Source organism: Pseudarthrobacter humi (genome assembly GCF_024294965.1).
Lineage (GTDB): Bacteria > Actinomycetota > Actinomycetes > Actinomycetales > Micrococcaceae > Arthrobacter > Arthrobacter humi.
Window position 1 is genome coordinate 71,663 of sequence record NZ_JANCLV010000012.1, and the last position, 22,704, is coordinate 94,366.

The window sequence follows — 22,704 nt, forward strand, 5'->3', positions numbered from 1 at the left end:
GGATCATGCCCGGACCGGCATTGGCGGTGGCGCGCTGGCTATGATCGAGGTACTGGGTTCTGAGCTGAGGGGGAACACTGGCTGATGAGTGCCGTTACTGTCGCGCGCAACGTCCGGGTCGCTATCTGGACAATTATGGCGGTCCTTGTGGCTGGGGGCGTGATCTGGTTCGCCGTGTTTACCGCAATCAAACCTGCCACGCCCGCGCCGTCGGCGTCCGCTGATTCCCAGGTGGCGAGGGAAGACAGTCACCGGCTCACCAGCCCACCGGCCGAAAAAGCCCAGCTGGTCGAGTTTCTGGATTTCGAATGCGAGGCCTGCCGCGCCGCCGAGCCCCTGGTGGCGGAGCTGAAGGAGGAGTACGGGGACAGGATCACGTTCACCCACCGCTACTTCCCCCTGCCCGGACACCTGAATTCCGGCACCGCAGCGCTCGCTGTCGAAGCGGCCGCGCGCCAGGGGCACTACGAGCCGATGGTCACGAAGCTGTTCGCGACCCAGCCCGAGTGGGGCGGAAAGCAGGACTCCCAGGCCGCCCTCTTCCGGACCTACGCGGAAGGTCTCGGCCTCGACATGGCCCGGTTCGATCAGGATGTTGTTGCCGAGGACACCAAGGAACGGATCCGCCGGGACATCGCGGACGGGAAAGCCCTGGGTGTTACCGGCACACCGACGTTCTTCCTCAACGGCGAAAAACTCACCCTCAACACCGAAGCCCAGTTCCGGCAGCTGCTCGACGACGCCGTCCGGTAGCAGGTCCCCATCGGTTGCTCCGTAGGGGCCCTTGAGCGCCCAAAAGCGCCTTTACGGAGCAACCGATGGTGGCGGGATGCCGGAAATCTTGCACGCAATCCAGAATCCGGCTAACCTGTGAGACGTGTCACGGACAAAGTGGCACATGCTTTTGATCTGCGGCGGGAGAGTCCTGCCGGTACGTTCAGCAGGCGCCGTAGGAGCAAATCCTCCCCAGGAATCTCTCAGGCCCACGTACCGCCGCGGTTAGGCAACTCTGGAAAGCAGTCCGGCAACGGGCTCACCGACGGTGCAAGCGTCACCCTGCGGCAAGCAGTGGTCGCGGAAACTCTCAGGTCCGATACAGAGCGGGGAGGAACCCGAATCAATGTGGCGTACCCAGCGCGCCACCTGAATTATGGAGTTCCTTCATGACCATCCAGTCGTCCCCTTCCACCTTTGCCGATCGGCATATTGGTGCCCGCCGCCAGGCCGATATCGACTCCATGCTCAAGGCCGTAGGCTATGACAGCGTTGACGGCCTCGTGGACGTTGCCGTCCCCGACTCCATCCGCCAGGCCAAGCCGCTGGCCCTCAAGGACGCCCTCAGCGAGGTTGAGGTCCTTGCCGAGCTGCGGAAGCTCGCGGCGAAGAACAAGACTGCCGTCCAGATGATCGGCCAGGGCTACTACGATACGGTCACGCCTGCGGTGATCCGCCGGAACATCCTTGAAGCGCCGGCCTGGTACACCGCCTACACCCCGTACCAGCCCGAGATCTCCCAAGGCCGCCTCGAAGCGCTGCTGAACTTCCAGACCATGGTCCAGGACCTGGTGGGCCTGCCCATCGCGAACGCGTCGCTGCTGGATGAAGCCACCGCCGTGGCCGAGGCCGTGCTGATGATGCGCAGGGCCAACAAGAACAAGACGGCGCATGACGGCAAGACCGTCCTCGACGCCGACTGCCTCCCGCAGACCATCGCGATCGTCAGGGGCCGCGCCGAGGCTCTCGGCTTCGAGGTCGAGGTCGCCGACCTGTCCCAGGGCCTGCCCGACGGCGTCATCAACGGTGTTGTCCTGCAGCAGCCGGGTGTCTCCGGCCGCGTGTTCGACCACACCGCCGTCATTGCCGAGGCCAAGGAGCGCGGCGCGCTCGTGACCGTCGCCGCCGACCTGCTGGCGCTGACCCTGATCACCCCTCCCGGGGAGCAGGGCGCGGACATCGCCGTCGGATCCACCCAGCGTTTCGGGGTGCCGCTGTTCTTCGGCGGCCCGCACGCGGCCTACATGGCCGTGGCGAAGGGCCTGGAGCGGTCCATGCCGGGCCGCCTGGTGGGGGTGTCCAAGGACGACGCCGGTGTCCCCGCGTACCGTCTGGCGCTGCAGACCCGTGAGCAGCACATCCGTCGTGAGAAGGCCACGTCCAACATCTGCACCGCGCAGGCACTGCTGGCCATCGTCTCCTCGTTCTACGCCGTTTACCACGGCCCGGACGGCCTCAAGGCGATCGCCGAGCGGGTCCACCACAACGCCCGCACGCTGGCCACCACGCTGAAGGTCGCCGGCCGCGAACTGGTCACCGAGACCTTCTTCGATACCGTCACCGTCCGCGTCCCGGGCAAGGCCGCCAAGGTCATCGCCGCCGCCGAAGCGCGCGGCATCAACCTGCGCCTCATCGATGAGGACACGGTCGGCGTTTCCGCTGATGAAACCACGACGACGGATGTCCTGTCCGCGATCGCCGTCGCCTTCGGCGCCGGTCCGGTTGTGGACGCGAAGGGCTTTGAACTGCCCGAATCGGTGCTCCGCACCTCGGAGTACCTGCAGCACCCCGTGTTCAACACGCACCGTTCCGAGACCCAGCTGCTGCGCTACATCCGCCGGCTGAGTGACCGGGACCTGGCGCTGGACCGGACCATGATCCCGCTGGGTTCCTGCACGATGAAGCTGAATGCGACGGCGGAGATGGAGGCCATTTCCTGGCCGGAGTTCGCCTCGATCCACCCGTTCGCCCCGGATTCCCAGACCGTGGGCTGGCGCGAACTGATCGGCGGGCTGGAAGCTGACCTCGCGGAAATCACCGGCTACGACCAGGTCTCGCTCCAGCCGAACGCCGGGTCGCAGGGCGAGCTCGCGGGCCTGCTGGCCATCCGCGGCTACCACCTCTCCCGCGGCGATGACCAGCGCACGGTCTGCCTGATTCCGGCCTCGGCGCACGGCACCAACGCCGCCTCGGCCGTCCTGGCCGGCATGAAGGTGGTTGTGGTGGCCACCGCTGCAGACGGCAGCATCGACCACACGGACCTCTACGCCAAGATCGAGGCCCACAAGGACGCGCTCTCGGCCATCATGATCACCTACCCCTCCACGCATGGTGTGTACGACGCCGACGTCACCGAAATCTGCGACGCCGTGCACGCTGCCGGCGGCCAGGTCTACGTGGACGGAGCCAACCTCAACGCGCTCGTGGGCCTCGCGCAGCCGGGCAAGTTCGGCGGCGACGTCTCGCACCTGAACCTGCACAAGACCTTCTGCATCCCGCACGGCGGCGGCGGACCCGGCGTTGGCCCGGTCGCAGCCAAGGCCCACCTGGCACCCTTTATGCCCAGTGACGCCAACAAGGCAGCGCACGAAGCCGGCCACGGGGTGGCCATCAGCGCATCCAACTACGGCTCCGCCGGTGTCCTGCCCATTTCATGGGCGTATGTGAAGCTGATGGGTGCCGAAGGCCTGACCGAGGCCACGAAGTCGGCGCTGCTGGCGGCGAACTATGTTGCGGCCCGCCTGAACGAGTACTTCCCCGTCCTCTACACGGGCGAGGGCGGGCTGGTGGCGCACGAGTGCATCCTGGACCTCCGCGACCTGACGGCCAGGACCGGCGTCACCGCGGAGGATGTGGCCAAGCGCCTCATCGACTACGGCTTCCACGCCCCCACCCTGGCGTTCCCGGTGGCCGGCACGCTCATGGTGGAACCCACCGAGTCCGAGGACCTGGTGGAGATCGACCGGTTCATCGATGCGATGATCACCATCCGGAAGGAAATCGACCAGGTCGCCAACGGCGACTTCGCCGTCGAGAACTCCCCGCTGCGGCACGCACCCCACACCGCGTCCGCCGTCGTATCTTCCGACTGGAACCGCGAGTACCCGCGTGAGCAGGCAGCCTTCCCCCTCGCGTCGCTCAAGCAGGACAAGTACTTCCCGCCCGTCGGACGCATCGACGGCGCAGGCGGAGACCGCAACCTGATCTGCTCCTGCCCGCCCATCGAGGAATTCGCGAACTAGTTTCGTGTGAAAGGCTTTCACAATGACTGAGAACTACACCGCTCTCTACGAAGAGCACAAGAAACTCGGCGCATCCTTCACCGATTTCGGTGGCTGGCAGATGCCCCTTAAGTACAGCTCCGAGCTGGCCGAGCACCACGCGGTGCGCAAGGCTGCCGGCCTGTTCGACCTCTCCCACATGGGCGAAGTCTGGGTCTCCGGCCTGGAAGCCGGCGCGTTCCTGGACTACGCCCTGGTGGGCAAGCTCTCCGCCATCGCGGACGGCAAGGCCAAGTACTCGCTCATCTGCAATGCCGACGGCGGCATCATCGATGACCTCATCGTGTACCGCTTTGGCGACGAGAAGTACCTCGTGGTCCCCAACGCGGGCAACGCCCCCACCGTCGCCGTCGCGCTGGCCGAACGCGCCACGGCGTTCAACGTGAAGGTGGAGGACGCCTCCGCCATCACCTCACTGATCGCGGTCCAGGGCCCCAAGGCCGAGGCCATCCTGCTCAAGCTCACCGACGAGGCCCAGCACGCACTGGTCACCGACCTGAAGTACTACGCGTTCAACGAACTCACCGTGGCCGGCCACAACGTCATCCTGGCCCGCACCGGCTACACCGGCGAGGACGGCTTCGAACTCTTCGTACCGAACGACGGCGCCGCCTCCCTGTGGGCGTCCGTCGCCGAAGCAGGGGCTGAGTTCGGGATCGTTCCGTGCGGCCTCGCCTCCCGCGATTCGCTCCGCCTCGAAGCCGGCATGCCGCTCTACGGCAACGAACTCTCCCTCGAACGGTCACCGTTCGACGCCGGCCTGGGCGGCGTTGTGGCGCTCAAGTCCAAGGAAGGCGACTTCGTGGGCCGCTCCGCCCTGGAAGCCGCCAAGGACGCCGGATCCAAGCGTAAGCTGGTGGGCTTGAAGGGACTCGGACGTCGCGCCGGCCGCGGGCACTACCCGGTGCTCAAGGACGGCGCTGTGGTTGGCGAAGTCACCTCCGGCCAGCCCAGCCCCACCCTTGGCTACCCGGTCGCGATGGCCTATATCGACGTCGAGCACGCCGAAATTGGCACCGCCCTGGACATCGACCTCCGCGGCAAGGCAGAGCCTTTCGAAGTTGTCGCCCTGCCGTTCTACAAGCGCCAGAAGTAGTCCTCCCAATCCCAGAGCCAGACGCTCTCTCACATAACGCACGTTTTAGGCCGACGCTCTCTCACCTTTTGCGGTGTTTGGGCCAACGCTCTCTCACTTTTGAATTCGAAACGTAAGGAATAGACAACATGGCTAAGGTTGCCGCTGAACTGAAGTACTCCGCCGAGCACGAGTGGATTGCCTTTGATGGCTCTGGTCCGTCCGTTGTTGGCGTGTCCGCTGTTGCCGCTGAGGCGCTGGGCGACATTGTCTACGTGGACCTGCCCGAGGTTGGCTCCACGGTGACCGCGGGGGAGACCTGCGGCGAGATCGAATCCACCAAGTCCGTCTCTGACCTGTACTCCCCGGTGACGGGCGAGGTCACGGAAATCAACGAAGACGCCGTCGGCGATCCCGCACTGATCAACTCCGATCCGTACGGTGCCGGCTGGCTGTTCAAGGTCACCGTCGAGTCCGAGGGCCCGCTGCTGTCCGCCCAGGAATACGCCGAAGTAAACGGTGGCGAACTGTGAGCGCCGCCGCTGCAGGCACCGCAGCTTTTGAGCAGGTAGTCTCCGCGAGCCTGGACACGGACCTGTCGGTGCTGGACCCGGAGATCGCCGCCAAGATCGACGACGAACTGGGCCGCCAGCGCAATGGCCTGGAAATGATCGCCTCCGAGAACCACACGGCCGTTGCTGTGATGCAGGCGCAGGGCTCGGTCCTGACCAACAAGTACGCCGAGGGCTACCCGGGCAAGCGCTACTACGGCGGCTGCGAGCACGTGGACGTCATCGAGCAGCTGGCCATCGACCGCGTCAAGGCTCTGTTCGGTGCCGAGTTCGCCAACGTTCAGCCGCACTCCGGCGCCCAGGCCAACGCCTCGGTCATGCACGCGCTGATCAAGCCCGGCGACACCATCATGGGCCTGAACCTGGCCCACGGCGGCCACCTGACCCATGGCATGAAGATCAACTTCTCCGGCAGGCTCTACAACGTGGTCCCGTACCAGGTCCGCGAAGACACCCACACCATTGACATGGCCGAGGTGGAGCGCCTGGCGCTGGAGCACAAGCCGCAGCTGATCGTCGCCGGCTGGTCGGCCTACGCCCGCCAGCTGGACTTCGCCGAATTCCGCCGGATCGCCGATCTGGTGGGTGCCTTCCTGATGGTGGACATGGCGCACTTCGCCGGCCTGGTGGCAGCCGGCCTGCACCCGAGCCCGGTGCCGCACGCCCACGTCACCACGTCCACCACGCACAAGACCCTCGCCGGTCCGCGCGGCGGCATCATCCTCTCCAACGACGCCGCGATCGCCAAGAAGATCAACTCGGCTGTCTTCCCCGGACAGCAGGGCGGCCCGCTGGAGCACGTCATCGCCGGCAAGGCCGTGGCCTTCAAGATCGCAGCCACGCCGGAGTTCAAGGAACGCCAGGAGCGCGTCCTCGCCGGCGCCAGCATCCTGGCCGACCGCCTGGTCCAGCCGGACGTCACCGCCAAGGGCATCAACGTGATCTCCGGCGGCACCGATGTGCACCTGGTCCTGGTTGACCTGCGCAACTGCGAGCTGGACGGCCAGCAGGCCGAGGACCGCCTGGCCGCGATTGACATCACCGTCAACCGCAACGCCGTGCCGTTCGACCCGCGCCCGCCGATGGTCACCTCCGGCCTCCGGATCGGCACCCCCGCGCTGGCCACCCGTGGTTTCGGCGAGGCAGCCTTCCGTGAAGTTGCGGACATCATCGCCGAGGCATTGATTGCCGACGCCGACGCGGACCTTTCCGGCCTGCGTCACCGGGTAGAGGCACTCGCCGCCGCCCACCCGCTTTACCCGGGCGTTTAGCTTCTGCCCGTACCGGTGGGACTAACATCCTCTGCGTGCTGCTCCTTCGTCGCTTTGACGCACGCTGCCGGATGCCAGTCCCACCGGCACTCGCGGGGATCGTCGCCTTTGGTGACGTTCGCGGGTGACTGGGCGGATTCCGGAAGCGTGCGTCAGAGGCGAGGTACGAGCCAGCACGCGGAGGAATTCGGTCAGGCGCCACCCAACCCGACCAATTAATTATTAAGTTAGGAAACGCACATGGCCGTTGGAGTCTTTGATTTGTTCTCCGTCGGGATCGGGCCGTCGAGCTCTCACACTGTGGGGCCGATGCGCGCTGCCGCGGTGTTTGCCGAGGAGCTCAAGGGCTCCGGCAGCCTGGACAGGGTGGCCGGGCTGCGGGTGGACCTGTACGGGTCGCTGGCCGCAACCGGCCACGGCCACGGCACCATGACGGCCATCCTGCTGGGCCTGGAGGGTTTCCACCCCGAGAAGATCCTGCCGGCCGAGGTGGAGGAGCGGCTCGCCGCGATCGCCGAAACCGGCACCCTCCAGCTCGCCGGTTCCGTGCCCCTGCCGTACGGGGTCAAGGACATGGTCCTGCGCCCGCTCACAGTCCTGCCGCGGCACACCAACGGCATGACCTTCACGGTCACTGACGAGGCAGGCGAAGTCGTCCACAAGGCCACGTTCTTCTCCGTCGGCGGCGGCTTCATTGTCCGCGAAGGCGAAGAGGACGCGGCCCTGAAGGAACTCGACGAGTCCAAGAAGGAACTGCCCCTGCCGTTCCGGACCGCTGCCGAGCTGCTGGGCCGGTGCCAGTCCAAGGGCCTGTCCATCGGCGATGTCATGTTCGTCAACGAGCTTGCCTCCCGATCCGAACAAGAAATCCGCGAAGGCCTGCTGCACATCTACTCCGTCATGGAGGAGTGTGTGGCAACCAGCCTCAAGCGCGAGGGGCTGCTGCCCGGCGGACTGAAGGTCCGCCGTCGTGCTCCGGACTGGCATGAGCGGCTCGAAAAGGAGGACAAGGACCGGGACCCGAAGTACTGGCAGGAATGGGTAAACCTCATCGCCCTGGCGGTGAACGAGGAGAACGCGTCCGGCGGCCGGGTTGTCACCGCACCCACCAACGGCGCCGCGGGGATCATCCCGGCGGTCCTCTATTACGCACTGCATTTCGCCCCCGGCATGGACAAGGCCACGCAGGAAGACCGCGACGACGTTGTGGTCAAGTTCCTGCTCACGGCCGGTGCCATCGGGGTGCTGTACAAGGAACAGGCGTCCATTTCGGGTGCCGAGGTGGGCTGCCAGGGCGAGGTGGGATCGGCGTCGTCCATGGCTGCCGGCGCCCTCGCCGAGGTGCTGGGCGGCACACCCCAGCAGGTGGAGAACGCGGCGGAGATCGCGATGGAACACAACCTGGGCCTGACGTGCGACCCGATCGGCGGGCTGGTCCAGGTGCCGTGCATCGAACGCAACGCGATCGCGGCGGCGAAAGCCATCAACGCCGCGAAGATGGCGCTGTGGGGCGACGGTACGCACCGGGTGTCCCTGGACGAGGTGATCGTGACCATGCGCGAAACCGGCAGGGACATGAGCTCCAAGTACAAGGAAACAGCCATGGGCGGCCTCGCCGTCAACGTAGTGGAATGCTAAGGGAAGAGAACTGATGACACTGGCACCAGAAGGCCGGAAGCTGCTGCGCGTTGAGCAGCGCAACTCCGCCGTACCCGTGGAGCGGAAGCCGGAGTGGATCAAGGCGAAGGTCCAGATGGGTCCGGAGTATGTCCAGCTCAAGAACCTGGTCAAGAAGGAAGGCCTGCACACGGTGTGTGAGGAGGCCGGCTGCCCGAACATTTTCGAGTGCTGGGAAGACAAGGAAGCCACGTTCCTGATCGGCGGGTCCGAATGCACCCGGCGCTGTGATTTCTGCCAGATCGACACGGGCAAGCCGTCCCCGGTGGACATGTTCGAGCCCACGAAGGTGGCCCGCTCGGTCCTGGCCATGCAGCTGCGCTACGCCACGGTCACGGGGGTGGCCCGGGATGACCTGGCCGATGAGGGTGTGTGGCTGTACGCCGAGACGGTCCGGAAGATCCACGAACTGAACCCGGGAACCGGCGTCGAACTTTTGATCCCTGACTTCTCCGGCAAGCCCGAACACATCGCGGCGATCTGTGATTCGAAGCCGGAGGTCTTCGCGCACAACGTCGAGACCGTGCCGCGGATCTTCAAGCGGATCCGGCCCGCGTTCCGGTACGACCGGTCCCTGGATGTCATCACCCAGGGCCGCAAGCTGGGCATGGTGACCAAGTCCAACCTGATCCTGGGCATGGGCGAGACCCGCGAGGAGATCTCCGAGGCGCTGCGGGACCTGCACGAGGCCGGCTGTGACCTGATCACCATCACCCAGTACCTGCGCCCCAGTGAGCGGCACCTGCCGGTGGACCGCTGGGTCAAGCCGCAGGAGTTCGTGGACCTCCAGGACGAGGCCAACGAGATCGGCTTCCTCGGCGTCATGAGTGGCCCGCTGGTCCGTTCCTCCTACCGCGCCGGCCGGCTCTGGGCCACCGCGATGCGCAAGAAGGGCTGGGAAATCCCCGCCGAACTCGCCCACATCGAGTCCTCCGGCAGCACCCGCCAGGAAGCCAGCTCACTGCTCGCCGCCCACGCCAGCTGAGTATTCAGAACCGATATCAGGAAAGGACCGAAGATGTTCCCTACAAGAATCGAAATCATCCCCTCAACCGGGATCGTTGAGCAGGTCCAGGCCCTGGTTCCGTCGACCACCACGCTGACCATGACGTGCCTGCCGCACCACGGCATCGAACGGACCATGCGCACTTCGGTGGAGCTGAGCACGCTCGGCTACACCGTCATCCCGCACCTGGCCGCGCGCAGCATCCATGACCGGGCCGAACTGACCCGGATCATGCGGGAGTGCGACGCTGCCGGCATCGGCGAGGTGTTTGTGATCGGCGGCGACCGGAAACAGCCAGCGGGCCCGTACGACTCAGCCCTCCCGCTGCTCGAGGACATCGCCCAGTACACCGGCGGCCGGATGCGCGCCGGTGTGGCAGGCTACCCGGAAGGCCACCCCACCGTGGCCGCCCTGGACCTGCTGGACGCGCTGCAGGACAAGCAGCACCTGGCCACGCACGTGGTCACCCAGATGTGCTTCGACGCCCCCAAAATCCTCGACTTCGCGGCGCTCCTGCGCCGCGAAGGCGTGAACCTGCCCGTCTGGGCGGGCGTGGCGGGGTCCGTCCCGCGGACCAAGCTGCTGGCACTCGCCACGCAGATCGGCGTCGGAAGTTCCCTGAAGTTCCTCAGCAGCAAAGGAACTTTGGCGCGGAAGCTGCTCAGCGGCGACCGCTACTCACCCCACACCCTGGTGGCCGGGCTCGAAAGCCAGCCCGGCATCGCAGGGATCCACCTTTACAGCTTCAACAACCTCGATGCGGTCCCCAACGACGCGGGCCTCGCATCATCCCCAACGGCACTCCAGCCAGCATTGATTCGAGGAGCAGCACGTGAGCAGTAAAACCGTCACTACCCCGGGCAACACACCCCACCTTGAACGCCAGCTCAGCAACAGGCACATCCAGCTGATCGCCATTGGCGGCGCCATCGGCACGGGCCTGTTCATGGGCTCCGGCAAAACCATCTCGGCCGCCGGCCCGTCCGTCATTTTCGTCTACATGATCATCGGCTTCATGCTGTTCTTCGTCATGCGGGCCATGGGCGAACTGCTGCTGTCCAACCTGCACTACAAGTCCTTCAGCGACTTCGCCGCCGACCTGCTGGGCCCCTGGGCCGGCTTCTTCACCGGCTGGACCTACTGGTTCTGCTGGGTGATCACCGGCATCGCGGACGTCATCGCCATCGCCGGCTACTCCAAGGAACTCTGGCCGTCACTGCCGCTGTGGATCCCGGGCCTGGCCACCGTGGCCATCCTCCTGCTCCTGAACCTCGCCACCGTGCGGGCGTTCGGGGAGACCGAGTTCTGGTTCGCGCTGATCAAGATCATCGCCATCGCCGCGCTCATCATTGTGGGTCTGTTTATGATCTTCAGCGGTTTCCAGTCCGACGCCGGCCCGGCCACCTTCACGAACCTGTGGAGCCACGGCGGGATGTTCCCGAACGAATTCATGGGCTTTGTAGCCGGCTTCCAGATCGCCGTGTTCGCGTTTGTGGGTATTGAACTCGTAGGCACCACCGCCGCCGAGGCCAAGGACCCGGAGAAGAACCTGCCCAAGGCCATCAACTCCATCCCCATCCGCGTCCTGCTCTTCTACGTGGGCGCCCTCATCATCCTGATGTCGGTCACCCCGTGGACGCAGTTCCAGGCCGGCCACAGCCCGTTCATCGCCATGTTCTCCCTGGCCGGCCTCGGCGCCGCAGCCACCGTGGTGAACCTGGTGGTGCTCAGCTCGGCCATGTCCTCGGCCAACTCCGGCATCTACTCCACCTCCCGCATGGTCTACGGCCTGGCCCAGGAGGGCGACGCCCCCACCCTGTTCAGCCGCCTGTCCGCCCGCAAGGTCCCGCAGAACGCCCTGTTCCTCTCCTGCATCCTGCTGCTCTCGGGTGTCATCCTGATGTACGCGGGCTCGGACATCGGCAAGGCCTTCGACATGGTCACCACCGTGTCCGCCGTCTGCTTCGTCTTCGTCTGGTCCATCATCCTGGCCAGCTACCTGAAGTTCCGTTCACGCCGTCCGCACCTGCACGAGTCATCCAAGTACAAAATGCCCGGCGGCATCCCCATGGTCTGGGTGGTCTTCGCGTTCTTCGCCTTCGTCCTGTGGGCACTGACCACGCAGCCGGACACGCTGGTGGCGCTGCTGGTCACCCCCATCTGGTTCGTCCTGCTGGGCGTCGCCTGGGTCATCCTGCGCAAGCGCCCGTCCCACCTGGCCCGCTACGCGGAGTTCCAGAAGGACCTCGCCGGCGAGAAGGAAGTGGCCGAGGAGAAGGCCGAGGCTGAGCTGGCCGACGCGAAGGCATCGCGGGAGAACTAAATGGCAACCGAACATGTTCTGACCGTCAACTGCGCCGAGTCGCCGGGGATCGTCCACGCGATCACCGGGTACCTGCTGGATCACGACTGCGACATCATCGACACCAAGCACTTCGGTGACCGCCAGGCCCGGCAGTTCTTTATGCGGGTGCATTTCGAATCCGGCAAGCAGCCGCTGACCACGGAGGACCTGCGCCGGGACTTCGAGCCGCTGGCCGCTGAGTGGGCCATGAACTGGCAGCTGGAGCCGCACGGCCGCAAGCGCCGTGTGCTGGTGATGGTGTCCAAGTTCGGGCACTGCCTCAACGACCTGCTGTTCCGGGCCCGCACCGGTGACCTGCCGGTGGACATCGTGGCCGTGGTGTCCAACCACACGGACCACGAGGACCTGGTCAAGTGGCACGGCATCCCGTTCTTCCACCTCCCGGTCACCCGGGTGACCAAGCCGGCGCAGGAAGCGCGCCTGCTGGAGCTCGTGGATGAGTTCGACGTGGAACTGGTGGTCCTGGCCCGCTACATGCAGGTCCTCAGCGACGAGCTGTCGGCCCAGCTGACGGGCCGGACCATCAACATCCACCACTCGTTCCTGCCCAGCTTCAAGGGCGCCAAGCCGTACCACCAGGCCTACGAGCGTGGGGTGAAGACGGTGGGCGCCACGGCGCACTACGTCAACGCGGAGCTGGATGAGGGGCCGATCATCGCCCAGCAGGTCATCGACGTGGACCACACATACACGGCCGACGACCTGGTCCGCGTGGGCCGCGACGCCGAGTGCAAGGCGCTGAGCAACGCGGTCCGCTGGCACTGCGAAGGGCGGGTAATGCTCGACGGCGGGCGGACAGTGGTTCTGCGCTGACCGTTCTGCGCGTCCCCACCCCAACTAGGTCGCAGCAGGTGTCGTTATGAGCCCTCATAACGACACCTGCTGCGACCTACATTCGGGGGAGTGCTTGGGTAATGCCCGACGGCGGGCGCTGCCTCAGGCGCGCTGATGGAAGTATGTGGGCGGAACTCCGCCCGGGAGCGTGCTCAGCATCGCTTCGGCGGCGTCGCGGAGGGTCAGGTTCCGATGCCTCGATGCGTGCGTGAGCATCTGCAACGCCGCCTCGTAGGAGCACCCGTTCTGGCCCATGATCACGCCGCAGGCTACGTTGACGGCGGTGCGGCTGGCCATGGCTGCGCGGAGATCCGCGGATTGGGCCAGGCCGGCCCGGACCCGCAGTGCCAGGACAAGGCTCTTGGCTGCCACGTCGGAGAACGTCAGCGCCTGGCCGGCGATGACCGGCGTGAACACGTTCGTTTCCGCCGAATACAACGTCAGCGCGGCCCGGTAGCCGCGTTCCAGCGGCAACGGCACGGCGACGGTGGAGCGGAAGCCGGCTGACCTGAGACTGGCCGGGTACTCGTCCCAGCGCGTGTCCAGGCAGTGATCATTGAGAATGATGGTCAGGCGGCCGCCCAGTGCCCGCGAGGTGGGACCCCGTCCGGCGAGCTGGTCCCACCGGGAAAGGCCGCCAGCGGCGTCGGTGGTTGCCGCCGTGAAGGGCGTCCCGTCCGGCCGCACGAGCGTCACCGTGCACTCCACGGGGTTACCGGCCATCTCGCTCACGGCTGACGCCGCGATCCGGGCCAGCGCGCATACCGATGCCGCTTCCGAGTGTCCGCGGATGTCCAGCAGGACCCCCGAGACGTGCCAGTCCACCTGTTGATCGATCATCATGCCCCAGTCCCCATGTGTTGATACGCCCTCATCGTAAAAGGCTCTGAGGGAATGGCACACGAGTAGTGAGTACTCGCTTTTTTTCCAGGGCGGGCAGGTAGCCGTCAGACCCGGGTTTCGTTGGCGTCCCTACATGTCGAAGTAGGTGGTGGCTTCCTCGCCCGAGACCTTCCGGACGATCTCGTCGGCCACGTCCCGGAGCTTCTGGTTCCGGTGGCTGGAGACCTTCATCAGGATGGACATCGCCTCGGCCTGGCTGCAGCGGTTCTGGGCCATGATGATCCCGCAGGCAATGTTGATGGCCGTGCGGCTCATCATCGCCGCGCTCAGGTCGTCCGCGGCGCTCTCGGCGGTTCCCACCCTGACGGCCAGGCGGACGGCGCTGCCGGCGACGTCGGCGAAACTGGCTGCCTCGCTGATGGTCGCCTCGGTGAACACGCCAGTTGACGGCGCGAAGAAGTTCAGGACCGCGGCGGCGTTTTCGCCGAGTTCCAGGGGGACGCCCAGGACGCTGTGGATGCCCTCCTGGATCAGGCGCTCCTGATAGGTCGGCCAGCGCGGGTCGGTGCGGACATCGGGCAGCAGGACAGGGGTCGCCGCCTTCAGCGCTGCGAGGCAGGGCCCGTCGCCCACGGCCTGTTCGATGCGGTCCAAGTGGATGGCGCGCTCCGTGCTGCCGCCTACCGTTGTGGTTTTCCTGGCGTGCTTGAGGGTGACCCCGCACTCCACGGTGGCGCCGGCGGAGCGGCTCAGGGCGGCCGCCGCGATCGTGGAGAGCCCGCCCAGGAAGTCAGCCACCGATCCCGTGCCGATAATCAGGTCCTGCAGCTCCAGGAGCAACTCATGTTCGGGCGAATTGGTCATGCCCAAATCTAGGCCGAACGGCGGGCGCTCACAAGCTATCCGGCGGCCTGCGGTGCCTCCACCTTGATGATCTCCAGGGCGTCAGGATCCAGCAGCTTCCGCGTGCCGGTCCGCGCGTCCCTGATCCAGATCAGGTCCAGGGAATGTACGACGTCGGTCACCCGGCCTTTGTGGAAAAGCTTGCCGTTGTGCCACGCCTCGATGTGGTCGCCGAGTTGGATTTTTGCCGTCTGCACCTTGTCAGTGATCATGCTGTGCCTCCTGCTGGTTGTCCCCGTATGCCCAGCATGCCCCGGCCAGGTTGCCGCAGTGTTTCTGCCGCGTGATTTTTCCGTGTCAGCTCGTCGGTGGAGAATGCCTTCATGACCAATGACGAGATTCGGCCTGTCTACTTCCTTTCGGACAGCACCGGCATCACCGCGGAAACGCTCGGCAATACCTTGCTGACTCAGTTCCCGGCGAACAACTTTGACCGCATCACGGTCCCGTTCATTACCACCGCCGAACAGGCCAGGACCGTGGTGGGCACCATCGACAAACTGGTCGCCACGGGCCCGCGGCCCATCGTCTTTTCCACCGCTGTCAGCAGCGACATCAGACAGGCCATTGCAACGTGCCAGGGGATCATCGTGGATCTGATCGGGACGCATGTGGGACAGCTGGAGGAAGCCCTCGGTTCCCCGGCCAGCGCCGAACCCGGCAGGGCCCACGGCCTCGGCAACGCGGAGCGGTATCAGTCCCGGATGGCCGCCGTCGAGTACGCCATGGAACACGACGACGGCCAGAGCCTGCGGGCGCTGGAAAAGGCGCAGGTCATCCTGGTGGCACCGTCCCGCTGCGGAAAAACGCCCACCACCATGTACCTGGCGCTGCAGCACGGCATCTTCGCCGCGAACTTCCCGCTGGTGGACGAGGATTTCCAACGGGAAGGGCTGCCCAAGCCGCTGCGGCCTTTTGTTGAGAAGTGTTTCGGGCTGTCCTCCAACCCCCTGCGGCTGAGCCAGATCCGCACCGAGCGGCGCCGCGGCTCACCCTACGCGTCGCTCCGTCAGTGCGGCTTCGAGCTGCGCAGTGCCGAGCAGCTGTACGTCTCCCACCGGATCCCGTACTTGAATTCGGCCACAGTGTCCGTGGAGGAGATGGCCGCCACCATCCTGCAGCGGATGAACCTCAAACATTAGGGAAAAATTTCACAAGCTTGGTGTGGCGCACATCATGTTGGAAAGGTGCTTCGGACCTGTCACTGTAGACAGGATTCGCGCCCACCAACCGGCCACAGCCGCGCGCGGGGCGGCGCCCCCGCATGCCATCATCTGCAAAGGAGCAGCAATTATGACGACAGACATCCTGTGGTTCTCAGAACTCGGACTCAAGGACCTTGACCGGGTAGGCGGCAAGAACGCCTCACTCGGCGAGATGGTGCAGAACCTCACCTCCGCCGGCGTCCAGGTCCCGGACGGCTTTGCCACGACGGCCGACGCCTACCGCAGCTTCCTGGCTGATTCCGGCCTGGACCAGAAAATCGCCGACCGGCTGGTGGGGCTGGACACCGATGACGTGACGGCCCTGGCGGCAGCGGGCAAGGAAATCCGCGCGCTGATGCGCGAGACGCCCTTCCTGCCGGACTTCGAGGCGCAGATCCGGAACGCCTACCAGCAGCTGGTGGACAAGCACGCGGGCTCCGAGGACCTCTCCTGGGCCGTCCGTTCCAGCGCCACTGCGGAAGACCTCCCGGACGCCTCCTTCGCCGGGCAGCAGGAAACCTTCCTGAACGTCCGCGGCATCGAGAACATCCTGGTCGCCATCAAGGACGTGTTCGCGTCCCTCTACAACGACCGGGCCATCGCCTACCGCGTGCACCACAAGTTTGAACACGCCGAGGTGGCACTCTCGGCGGGCATCCAGCGGATGGTGCGCTCCGACGTCGGGGCCTCCGGCGTGATGTTCACCATGGACACCGAGTCCGGGTTCCAGGACGCCGTGTTCGTCACGTCCTCCTACGGACTGGGCGAAGCAGTGGTCCAGGGCGCCGTGAACCCCGATGAGTTCTACGTCTACAAGCCCGCGCTGCAGGCCGGACGGCCCGCCATCCTCAAGCGCGGCCTGGGCGAGAAGGCCCTCCAGATGACCTACACGGACAGCCAGGAGATCGGCCGGACCATCGACTTCGTGCCGGTGGAGGCCTCCCTGCGGAGCCGCTTCAGCCTCAGCGACGCCGACGTCGAGCAGCTCGCCCGGCACGCCGTCGCCATCGAGAACCACTACGGCCGTCCCATGGACATCGAATGGGGCAAGGACGGGACCGACGGCGGCCTGTACATCCTGCAGGCACGCCCGGAGACGGTGCAGTCCCGCCGGGCCGCCGGCAGCCTGAGCCGTTTCCGGCTCAACGCGACCGGCCGGGTGCTGGCCGAGGGCCGTGCGATCGGCCAGCGCATCGGCGCCGGCAGTGTCCGCATCCTCACCTCGATCGACCAGATGGCCGCCTTCAAGACCGGCGATGTGCTGGTCGCGGACATGACCGACCCGGACTGGGAACCGATCATGAAGCGCGCTTCCGCCATCGTCACCAACCGCGGCGGACGCACCTGCCACGCGGCGATCATCGCCCGCGAACTGGGGATTCCCGCCGTCGTCGGCACCGGAAGTGCTACGGATTCCCTTGCCGACGGCCTCGAGGTGACCGTCTCCTGCGCCGACGGCGAGACCGGCACCATCTACGAAGGGCTCCTGGACTTCAGCGTCGAGGAAACCGCCATCACCGAGCTGCCGGACGCCCCGGTGAAGGTGATGATGAACGTGGGTACGCCGGAGCAGGCGTTCACGTTCGCGCAGCTGCCGAACCACGGCGTGGGCCTGGCCCGGCTGGAATTCATCATCAACCGCCAGATCGGCATCCACCCCAAGGCGCTCCTGAACCTGGACAGCCAGCCGGCGGACGTGGCCGCGGAAATCCGGGAACGGATTGCCGCGTACAGCAGCCCGCGCGACTACTACATCAAGCGCCTGGCCGAAGGGGTGTCCACCATCGCGGCGGCCTTCGCGCCGGAGCCGGTGATTGTGCGCATGTCCGACTTCAAGTCCAACGAGTACGCCAACCTCATCGGCGGACCGGCCTACGAGCCGCACGAAGAGAACCCGATGCTCGGCTTCCGCGGCGCCTCCCGGTACCTGGAGCCGTCCTTCCGGGACTGCTTCGACCTCGAGTGCGAGGCCCTGTCCTTCGTCCGCAACGAGATGGGGCTGACCAACGTCAAGCTCATGATCCCGTTCGTGCGGACCCTGGACGAGGCCCGCGGCGTCATCGAGCTGCTGGCGGAGAACGGCCTGGTCCGCGGCGAGAACGGCCTCGAGGTGATCATGATGTGTGAGATCCCCTCGAACGCGCTGCTGGCCGACGAATTCCTGGACTACTTCGACGGCTTCTCCATCGGCTCGAACGACATGACCCAGCTGGCCCTGGGCCTGGACCGGGATTCCGCGATTGTCTCGGGCGGCTTCGATGAACGCGATCCTGCCGTCAAGAAGCTCCTGAGCCTGGCCATCAAGGCCTGCAAGGCGCGCGGCAAGTACGTCGGCATCTGCGGCCAGGGTCCCAGCGACCACGCCGACTTCGCCGAGTGGCTGGTCGGGGAGGGCATCGATTCCGTCTCCCTGAACCCCGACACCGTGGTGGACACCTGGCTCCGGCTCGCCGGCACCGCGGAGCCTGTCGAAATCGGCTAACAAGCGCGAACTGAACGCACGACGTCGGCACCCGGGCTGGGTGCCGACGTCGTCCGTTCCTGGCGCTGCGCAGATTCCCTGTCGACGCGCAGCTTCCTTGTCGCTACGCAGATTCCCTGTCGACACCTAAATATCGGTGGCGCCAGGGAATCTGCGCGTCACGGTCGGGTTTGCGCGTCGAAAACCGCGGAACGCGCACGACGGCGGGGCACGCCAGCCGCTGCCAGCTTGCGTTCCAGCTTCCCTGGCTCCATCAGCTCGGCCCAATCCCACCGCACCACGTTGAACCCGGCGGCCCGGATTCGGTTCTCGCGCGCCTTTTCCTCCACAACCACCTGCGACGCCGTCCGGCCCTTGAGGTACTCGGGTTTGACGTACTTCTCCACACCATCGAATTCGCCAACAACTTTGGCCTGCTTCCAATAGAAGTCGGTGTAGCCCACCAGGCCGTCCCTGTCGTGGATGGCTTGCTGCAGGACCGGGGCTTCGAAGCCGGCCATGTGGATCAGGGCGCGGCTGTAGGACTCCCCTGCGGAACCGGACAAAGGGTCCGCGAAAGCCACTGCGGTCAGCAGTCTTCGCCGCGCGGCAGTGGAATACATGGATCCGATACTTGCCTCCAGTTCAGCCGTGGTCACGGCAGGCAGCCGCAGGGTCCGGTCCGGTCGAAGCACATGATCCAGGGGTGCGGCAGCTTCGGTGAAAGGCGTGAACGCCGCCAGGTCCAGGACAGTGCGGATGCGGCCGGTAACGAGCAGGCCCTCCCGCCGGACCACCGTCAGACCCGCCGGCGCAGCAAAGTGGCGGCGGACCCCGGCACGTGACCGGCCGCCGTCGTTCTTCAGGGTGAGGGCCTGGACCGGGTGGTTCAGGCCGATGGTGGGTATTCCCCACACGCTGGCGGCGGAGTGCCTCGCGAAGACGGTGGGTTTCTCGAACGTTTCCGCAGCTGCCTGGACGCGGAGGCGGTACTGCTCCCACGGCTTCAGTCCCTTCCAGACCTGCCCGTCCGTGTAGACGCCGTGCCGGACGCGGACCAGGGAACCGGCCTTGACGCGCTTGGCAAGGTCATCCGGGGTCAGCCCGTGAAGGGCGCGGTCGCGGGCCAGGAGGAGCGGTGGAAGATCCGTCATGTAGCGACGATGCCAGCTGTGCGCCCTCGGCGGGAGGCGCAGGTGCCGCTATGTGGAGAAGTCCTGGCGACGCGCTTGTTCGTTTCCGACGCACACCTGCCCTGGCGCACCCGGTATATGGGCTGCGTAGAGGAAGATCAGCCTCGAAAACGAACGTGCGCGTCGGTCAGCCCTGGTTGATGCGGATCATGTTGCCGGACGGGTCGCGGAAGGCGCAGTCGCGCGGGCCCCACGGCTGGACGATGGGTTCCTGGAGGACCTCGGCGCCGGATGCGCGGAGCTTTTCGAACGTGGCGTCGAGATCGTCCGTGTTGAACACGAGCATGGGCATAACGCCCTTGGTGACGAGTTCCTGGATGGCGTCCCCGTCGGCCTGTGAGCGGCCGGCGTGCGGGGGCGAGAGGACGATCTCGAGGTCGGGCTGGGCGGCGCTTCCGAGGGTGACCCAGCGCTGTCCGTCCGAGCCGACGTCGTTCCGGACTTCCAGGCCAAGGGCGTCGCGGTAGAACGCGAGGGACTCATCGACATCGTTGACGGTGACGTTGGTGTACTTCAATGAAATGTTCATGTCTCCCACGCTAGGGGAGTGGCTAGGAAGAGGCTTCTTCAATCCTGCTCGGTTTGCGCGAGGGCCGGGTGTGCTGCCGGGCGATGCACGTGGGCATTGCTTTCACGGCATGGTGTTCGCGGGCCCGGTAGGCGCTGGGCGTTATGCCGACGATCTCGGTGAACCGCGAGCTGAACGAACCCAGGGACGTGGAGCCCACTTCCATGCACGCGTCGGTCACGCTGACACCGGCGCGCAGCAGCGCCATGGCACGTTCGATCCGCCGCGTCATGAGGTAGTTGTACGGGGTCTCACCGTACGCGGCCTTGAACTGGCGGGAGAAGTGCGCAGCGGACATGAGGGCACCGGCAGCCATGGTGGGCACATCCAGCGGCCGGGCGTACTCGCGGTCAATCAGGTCACGGGCCCGGCGCAAGTGGGCCAAGTTTGCCAGCTCCTGCGGTGTCATGAGGCAAGTCTAGTAGCGCTCCACTCCCGGTGGTCGAGCCTGTCCGCCCGGTGTTTGAGCTTGTCGAAATCCCGGCGCCCCTACCCAGTTGCCTCCAAGCAGCCGCCGCAGAAGGACGCGCCCACCAAGGTGCAACTAGCTTTGGCCGAGCCTGCGGAACTTCGGTGCGCTCTGCGGGTTGTCCGCCAGGATCTTCAGGTTCATCCGGGCTCTCTGCCGTACTTCGTCCTCGAGCAGCATCCAGGACTGGTGTGCACGGTCGCCGAGGCTGTCATACAGGCCGATGATCCGCGAGCGGTCGCTGCCCTTCATCTGATCGCGCGTGGTCAATGGTTCCAGGACGCAGGCGGAGAGGACGACCGCATCGTCCAGGTGGCGGCGGGTGTCGCGGCTGTCATCCCGGTAGGCCGCACCTTTCAGGACGAGGGCTCCGAGGACGTTGGGGATACTGATGAGGACGTCCTTTTCGTCGTCACCGCCGTCGACGTCGGGAACTGGGAACCGGCAATAGACCGTCCGCTGCAGGGCCTGGGTGCCGGCGGGTAGGGCGAACATATCGTGGCCACCCAGTCGCTGAGGGACCCGTGGAGCGACCCAGTCCGCGACCATTACGTCGACCTGTTCCTTCCCGCGGACAAACCGGTGGGCCGGAGCAGCGGAGTCTATGGACGTCTGCAGTGCATAGCCCATCCCGGCAAGGATGGCGTGGACCTGCGCAACTGTCGTCCCAGGGGTCTCAAGATGAAGGACGATGTCCACGTCCGCGGTCGGCCGGGCCACAGCCAGTCCGGCCCGGGCAGCGTGGAGTTGGACCATGAGTCCGCCGACCAGAGTCCAGTGCTGGGCGGGGAGGTTCCGGGCCAGCTCGACGCATTGCGGCCAGGGCTGGCCCCAGCCACCTGGCGGTGTGGCGACGTCCCAAATTTCGCGGCCGTCGTCGTGGATTCCGTCAGCCACGGTTGACCTGTTCGTCGAGGAGCTTCTCCAGAACGGACCGGCCGGCAGAGTGCTCCCTCGTCGCGACGGATTCGGCCAAATCAAGGGCGATGGCCGCCGTGGGAACACCTGCTTTGAGGGCTTCCTCGAATTCCACTTCTCGCAGGGTGACGTTCCCGCTCGTGTCCGCTTCCATGTAGAAGGCTTCGGCCATCTCGTCAGCGACGCCCAATGGGACGTAGCCGTCGAGGAACCCTCCGCCTCCGGCCAGACCAAACTTCGATGCGATGCCGGCGTCCCTCATTGCCGTCCCGCCGGTGGCAGCTACGTGTTCTAGCAGCCTGGAGATCGCGTCGGGTGTGGCGCGGAACCTGCGAACCGTGGCCCGGTTGCGGGCGGCAGCCATGATCTCGTCTACGGTGCGGGTCTGCAAGGATTGGCGGAGCCGGTAGCGCTCGGAGGGTTGGAGCCAAGCTGCGTCGGCCCCGTCAAGCATGGCAAGGGCAGCCCAGGCGATCCTTGGGGTCCAGGCGCGGCCAGCCCTGCGGGGCACCTGGTAGGCGCGGTTCAGCGAGTCAGTGGAGACCAGAAGGCTGTTGCCGGACTTGAGGACGTCCAAGCGGCCGTGGGCGACCATGTTTCTGATCTGCCGGGTGCTCACGCCGAGCTGGTCTGCCGCTTCCTTGGTGCTGACATAGTTTGAACTCATAGGCACAATACTACCGCACCGGGAATAATTCTGTGTATGCGGAACACTTCCCCCTACGGCATCGTTGTGTCTATCGGTTCGTGGCACGTTGCAGCGTGGCGCTACGCAATGACGTGAAAATGCTCGGGCAGCCGTGCAGGATCAGCTGCGCGTGGAGCATACTGAGGCATGACTGACCGCGACGACTTCCTGGCCTGGGTAAAGTCCGCGCTTTACGAGGCGGAGCTGGCCCTTCACAACGGCGATTCGGCCCCGCGCCGGGCAATCTGGTCACGTAAAGAACCCGTGAGCGTCCTGGGTGCGTGGCGCAACGCCTATGGCCAGCATGAGCTGGACGGGCTCTTCGCCGACCTCGAGAAGAGTTTCTCCGACTGCACGTCGTACGCGTTCGAAGTGCAGGCCTACGACGTCGTGGATGACATGGCCTACACCGCCGGACTGGAGCACACGTCCGCCTCCGTCAACGGTCAGCCGCAAAGGTACACCCTGCGTGCCACGCAGGTGTATCGCCGCGAAGGCGGCGAATGGAAGGTGGCCCATCGGCATGCCGACACTGTTGTCGAGTGACGGCGCCAGGCACGTCGCGTGACCCGGGTACTGATCCGTTGCGGGGCGTCGAACC

The 22,704-nt window shown here is 65.8% G+C and carries 21 protein-coding genes and 1 riboswitch; of the genes, 13 read left to right on the top strand and 8 right to left on the bottom strand.

Going from position 1 to position 22,704, the window contains the following annotated elements:
* Positions 1–84 precede the first annotated feature (84 nt).
* The 10 genes from NFC73_RS15920 (at position 85) to purU (ending at position 12,834) form a co-directional block, all read left to right on the top strand.
* Positions 85–753, top strand: coding sequence for a DsbA family protein (locus NFC73_RS15920; protein ID WP_254751718.1), 669 nt, complete (start codon positions 85–87; stop codon positions 751–753).
* Positions 754–905: 152 nt separating this feature from the next.
* Positions 906–1,003, top strand: a riboswitch (glycine riboswitch).
* A 160-nt stretch (positions 1,004–1,163) separates the two neighbouring features.
* Positions 1,164–4,016 carry an aminomethyl-transferring glycine dehydrogenase gene (gcvP, locus tag NFC73_RS15925; RefSeq protein WP_254751720.1) on the top strand — a complete coding sequence of 951 codons (2,853 nt, stop codon included), beginning with the start codon at positions 1,164–1,166 and terminating at the stop codon, positions 4,014–4,016.
* Positions 4,017–4,038: 22 nt separating this feature from the next.
* On the top strand, positions 4,039–5,151 hold the full coding sequence (gene gcvT / locus NFC73_RS15930; RefSeq protein WP_254751722.1) for a glycine cleavage system aminomethyltransferase GcvT: 1,113 nt from the start codon (positions 4,039–4,041) through the stop codon (positions 5,149–5,151).
* Positions 5,152–5,279: 128 nt separating this feature from the next.
* Positions 5,280–5,663, top strand: coding sequence for a glycine cleavage system protein GcvH (gcvH, locus tag NFC73_RS15935; protein WP_058931449.1), 384 nt, complete (start codon positions 5,280–5,282; stop codon positions 5,661–5,663).
* Positions 5,660–6,973: a serine hydroxymethyltransferase gene (gene glyA, locus NFC73_RS15940; RefSeq protein WP_308292690.1), complete on the top strand. Its 1,314-nt coding sequence runs from the start codon at positions 5,660–5,662 to the stop codon at positions 6,971–6,973. Before gcvH ends, glyA begins: the two co-directional genes overlap by 4 nt.
* Positions 6,974–7,213: 240 nt before the next feature.
* On the top strand, positions 7,214–8,611 hold the full coding sequence (locus tag NFC73_RS15945) for an L-serine ammonia-lyase (protein WP_254751723.1): 1,398 nt from the start codon (positions 7,214–7,216) through the stop codon (positions 8,609–8,611).
* Positions 8,612–8,624: 13 nt separating this feature from the next.
* Entirely contained in the window at positions 8,625–9,635 is a 1,011-nt protein-coding gene (lipA, locus tag NFC73_RS15950; RefSeq protein ID WP_058931452.1) for a lipoyl synthase, read from the top strand.
* Between the two features lie 33 nt (positions 9,636–9,668).
* Positions 9,669–10,499, top strand: coding sequence for a methylenetetrahydrofolate reductase (locus tag NFC73_RS15955; RefSeq protein WP_254751725.1), 831 nt, complete (start codon positions 9,669–9,671; stop codon positions 10,497–10,499).
* Positions 10,489–11,979: a D-serine/D-alanine/glycine transporter gene (gene cycA, locus NFC73_RS15960; protein ID WP_254751727.1), complete on the top strand. Its 1,491-nt coding sequence runs from the start codon at positions 10,489–10,491 to the stop codon at positions 11,977–11,979. Before NFC73_RS15955 ends, cycA begins: the two co-directional genes overlap by 11 nt.
* The gene (gene purU / locus NFC73_RS15965; protein ID WP_254751730.1) at positions 11,980–12,834 is read left to right on the top strand and encodes a formyltetrahydrofolate deformylase; all 855 of its coding nucleotides are present in this window, start codon (positions 11,980–11,982) and stop codon (positions 12,832–12,834) included.
* Positions 12,835–12,957: 123 nt separating this feature from the next.
* Here the strand turns inward: purU and NFC73_RS15970 are convergent, their stop codons facing one another.
* From NFC73_RS15970 to NFC73_RS15980, 3 genes are all read right to left on the bottom strand, one after another.
* Positions 12,958–13,698: an ANTAR domain-containing protein gene (locus NFC73_RS15970; RefSeq protein ID WP_254751732.1), complete on the bottom strand. Its 741-nt coding sequence runs from the start codon at positions 13,696–13,698 to the stop codon at positions 12,958–12,960.
* Between the two features lie 129 nt (positions 13,699–13,827).
* Positions 13,828–14,562: a GAF and ANTAR domain-containing protein gene (locus tag NFC73_RS15975; RefSeq protein ID WP_254751734.1), complete on the bottom strand. Its 735-nt coding sequence runs from the start codon at positions 14,560–14,562 to the stop codon at positions 13,828–13,830.
* Positions 14,563–14,597: 35 nt separating this feature from the next.
* The gene (locus NFC73_RS15980) at positions 14,598–14,813 is read right to left on the bottom strand and encodes a hypothetical protein (protein ID WP_254751736.1); all 216 of its coding nucleotides are present in this window, start codon (positions 14,811–14,813) and stop codon (positions 14,598–14,600) included.
* A 111-nt stretch (positions 14,814–14,924) separates the two neighbouring features.
* Between NFC73_RS15980 and NFC73_RS15985 the strand changes: the two genes are divergently transcribed.
* Both NFC73_RS15985 and ppsA read left to right on the top strand, forming a co-directional pair.
* A complete protein-coding gene (locus tag NFC73_RS15985) occupies positions 14,925–15,743 on the top strand; it encodes a pyruvate, water dikinase regulatory protein (RefSeq protein ID WP_252598632.1) in 819 nt (272 codons plus the stop codon).
* A 151-nt stretch (positions 15,744–15,894) separates the two neighbouring features.
* Entirely contained in the window at positions 15,895–18,288 is a 2,394-nt protein-coding gene (gene ppsA / locus NFC73_RS15990; RefSeq protein WP_254751739.1) for a phosphoenolpyruvate synthase, read from the top strand.
* A 158-nt stretch (positions 18,289–18,446) separates the two neighbouring features.
* Here the strand turns inward: ppsA and NFC73_RS15995 are convergent, their stop codons facing one another.
* From NFC73_RS15995 to NFC73_RS16015, 5 genes are all read right to left on the bottom strand, one after another.
* The gene (locus NFC73_RS15995) at positions 18,447–19,421 is read right to left on the bottom strand and encodes a hypothetical protein (RefSeq protein WP_254751741.1); all 975 of its coding nucleotides are present in this window, start codon (positions 19,419–19,421) and stop codon (positions 18,447–18,449) included.
* 166 nt (positions 19,422–19,587) lie between these two features.
* Positions 19,588–19,989, bottom strand: coding sequence for a VOC family protein (locus NFC73_RS16000; protein WP_254751743.1), 402 nt, complete (start codon positions 19,987–19,989; stop codon positions 19,588–19,590).
* Positions 19,990–20,011: 22 nt separating this feature from the next.
* Complete coding sequence (locus NFC73_RS16005) at positions 20,012–20,437, bottom strand: helix-turn-helix transcriptional regulator (RefSeq protein ID WP_058931462.1); 426 nt, start codon at positions 20,435–20,437, stop codon at positions 20,012–20,014.
* A gap of 135 nt (positions 20,438–20,572) precedes the next feature.
* The gene (locus tag NFC73_RS16010) at positions 20,573–21,394 is read right to left on the bottom strand and encodes a hypothetical protein (RefSeq protein ID WP_254751745.1); all 822 of its coding nucleotides are present in this window, start codon (positions 21,392–21,394) and stop codon (positions 20,573–20,575) included.
* On the bottom strand, positions 21,387–22,082 hold the full coding sequence (locus NFC73_RS16015) for a helix-turn-helix domain-containing protein (RefSeq protein ID WP_254751747.1): 696 nt from the start codon (positions 22,080–22,082) through the stop codon (positions 21,387–21,389). The genes NFC73_RS16010 and NFC73_RS16015 overlap by 8 nt, the downstream gene beginning before the upstream one ends.
* A gap of 168 nt (positions 22,083–22,250) precedes the next feature.
* On the opposite strand from NFC73_RS16015, the gene NFC73_RS16020 reads away from it, so the two are divergent.
* Entirely contained in the window at positions 22,251–22,649 is a 399-nt protein-coding gene (locus tag NFC73_RS16020; RefSeq protein WP_254751749.1) for a nuclear transport factor 2 family protein, read from the top strand.
* The last annotated feature ends 55 nt before the right edge of the window (positions 22,650–22,704 follow it).

Excerpts from the sequence above, each read along its gene's own strand:
- NFC73_RS15920 (WP_254751718.1), top strand. The coding sequence starts at position 85 with ATGAGTGCCGTTACTGTCGCGCGCAACGTCCGGGTCGCTATCTGGACA.
- gcvP (WP_254751720.1), top strand. The coding sequence starts at position 1,164 with ATGACCATCCAGTCGTCCCCTTCCACCTTTGCCGATCGGCATATTGGT.
- gcvT (WP_254751722.1), top strand. The coding sequence starts at position 4,039 with ATGACTGAGAACTACACCGCTCTCTACGAAGAGCACAAGAAACTCGGC.
- gcvH (WP_058931449.1), top strand. The coding sequence starts at position 5,280 with ATGGCTAAGGTTGCCGCTGAACTGAAGTACTCCGCCGAGCACGAGTGG.
- NFC73_RS15945 (WP_254751723.1), top strand. The coding sequence starts at position 7,214 with ATGGCCGTTGGAGTCTTTGATTTGTTCTCCGTCGGGATCGGGCCGTCG.
- lipA (WP_058931452.1), top strand. The coding sequence starts at position 8,625 with ATGACACTGGCACCAGAAGGCCGGAAGCTGCTGCGCGTTGAGCAGCGC.
- NFC73_RS15955 (WP_254751725.1), top strand. The coding sequence starts at position 9,669 with ATGTTCCCTACAAGAATCGAAATCATCCCCTCAACCGGGATCGTTGAG.
- purU (WP_254751730.1), top strand. The coding sequence starts at position 11,980 with ATGGCAACCGAACATGTTCTGACCGTCAACTGCGCCGAGTCGCCGGGG.
- NFC73_RS15970 (WP_254751732.1), bottom strand. The coding sequence starts at position 13,698 with ATGATGATCGATCAACAGGTGGACTGGCACGTCTCGGGGGTCCTGCTG.
- NFC73_RS15975 (WP_254751734.1), bottom strand. The coding sequence starts at position 14,562 with ATGACCAATTCGCCCGAACATGAGTTGCTCCTGGAGCTGCAGGACCTG.
- NFC73_RS15980 (WP_254751736.1), bottom strand. The coding sequence starts at position 14,813 with ATGATCACTGACAAGGTGCAGACGGCAAAAATCCAACTCGGCGACCAC.
- NFC73_RS15985 (WP_252598632.1), top strand. The coding sequence starts at position 14,925 with ATGACCAATGACGAGATTCGGCCTGTCTACTTCCTTTCGGACAGCACC.
- ppsA (WP_254751739.1), top strand. The coding sequence starts at position 15,895 with ATGACGACAGACATCCTGTGGTTCTCAGAACTCGGACTCAAGGACCTT.
- NFC73_RS15995 (WP_254751741.1), bottom strand. The coding sequence starts at position 19,421 with ATGACGGATCTTCCACCGCTCCTCCTGGCCCGCGACCGCGCCCTTCAC.
- NFC73_RS16000 (WP_254751743.1), bottom strand. The coding sequence starts at position 19,989 with ATGAACATTTCATTGAAGTACACCAACGTCACCGTCAACGATGTCGAT.
- NFC73_RS16005 (WP_058931462.1), bottom strand. The coding sequence starts at position 20,437 with ATGACACCGCAGGAGCTGGCAAACTTGGCCCACTTGCGCCGGGCCCGT.
- NFC73_RS16015 (WP_254751747.1), bottom strand. The coding sequence starts at position 22,082 with ATGAGTTCAAACTATGTCAGCACCAAGGAAGCGGCAGACCAGCTCGGC.
- NFC73_RS16020 (WP_254751749.1), top strand. The coding sequence starts at position 22,251 with ATGACTGACCGCGACGACTTCCTGGCCTGGGTAAAGTCCGCGCTTTAC.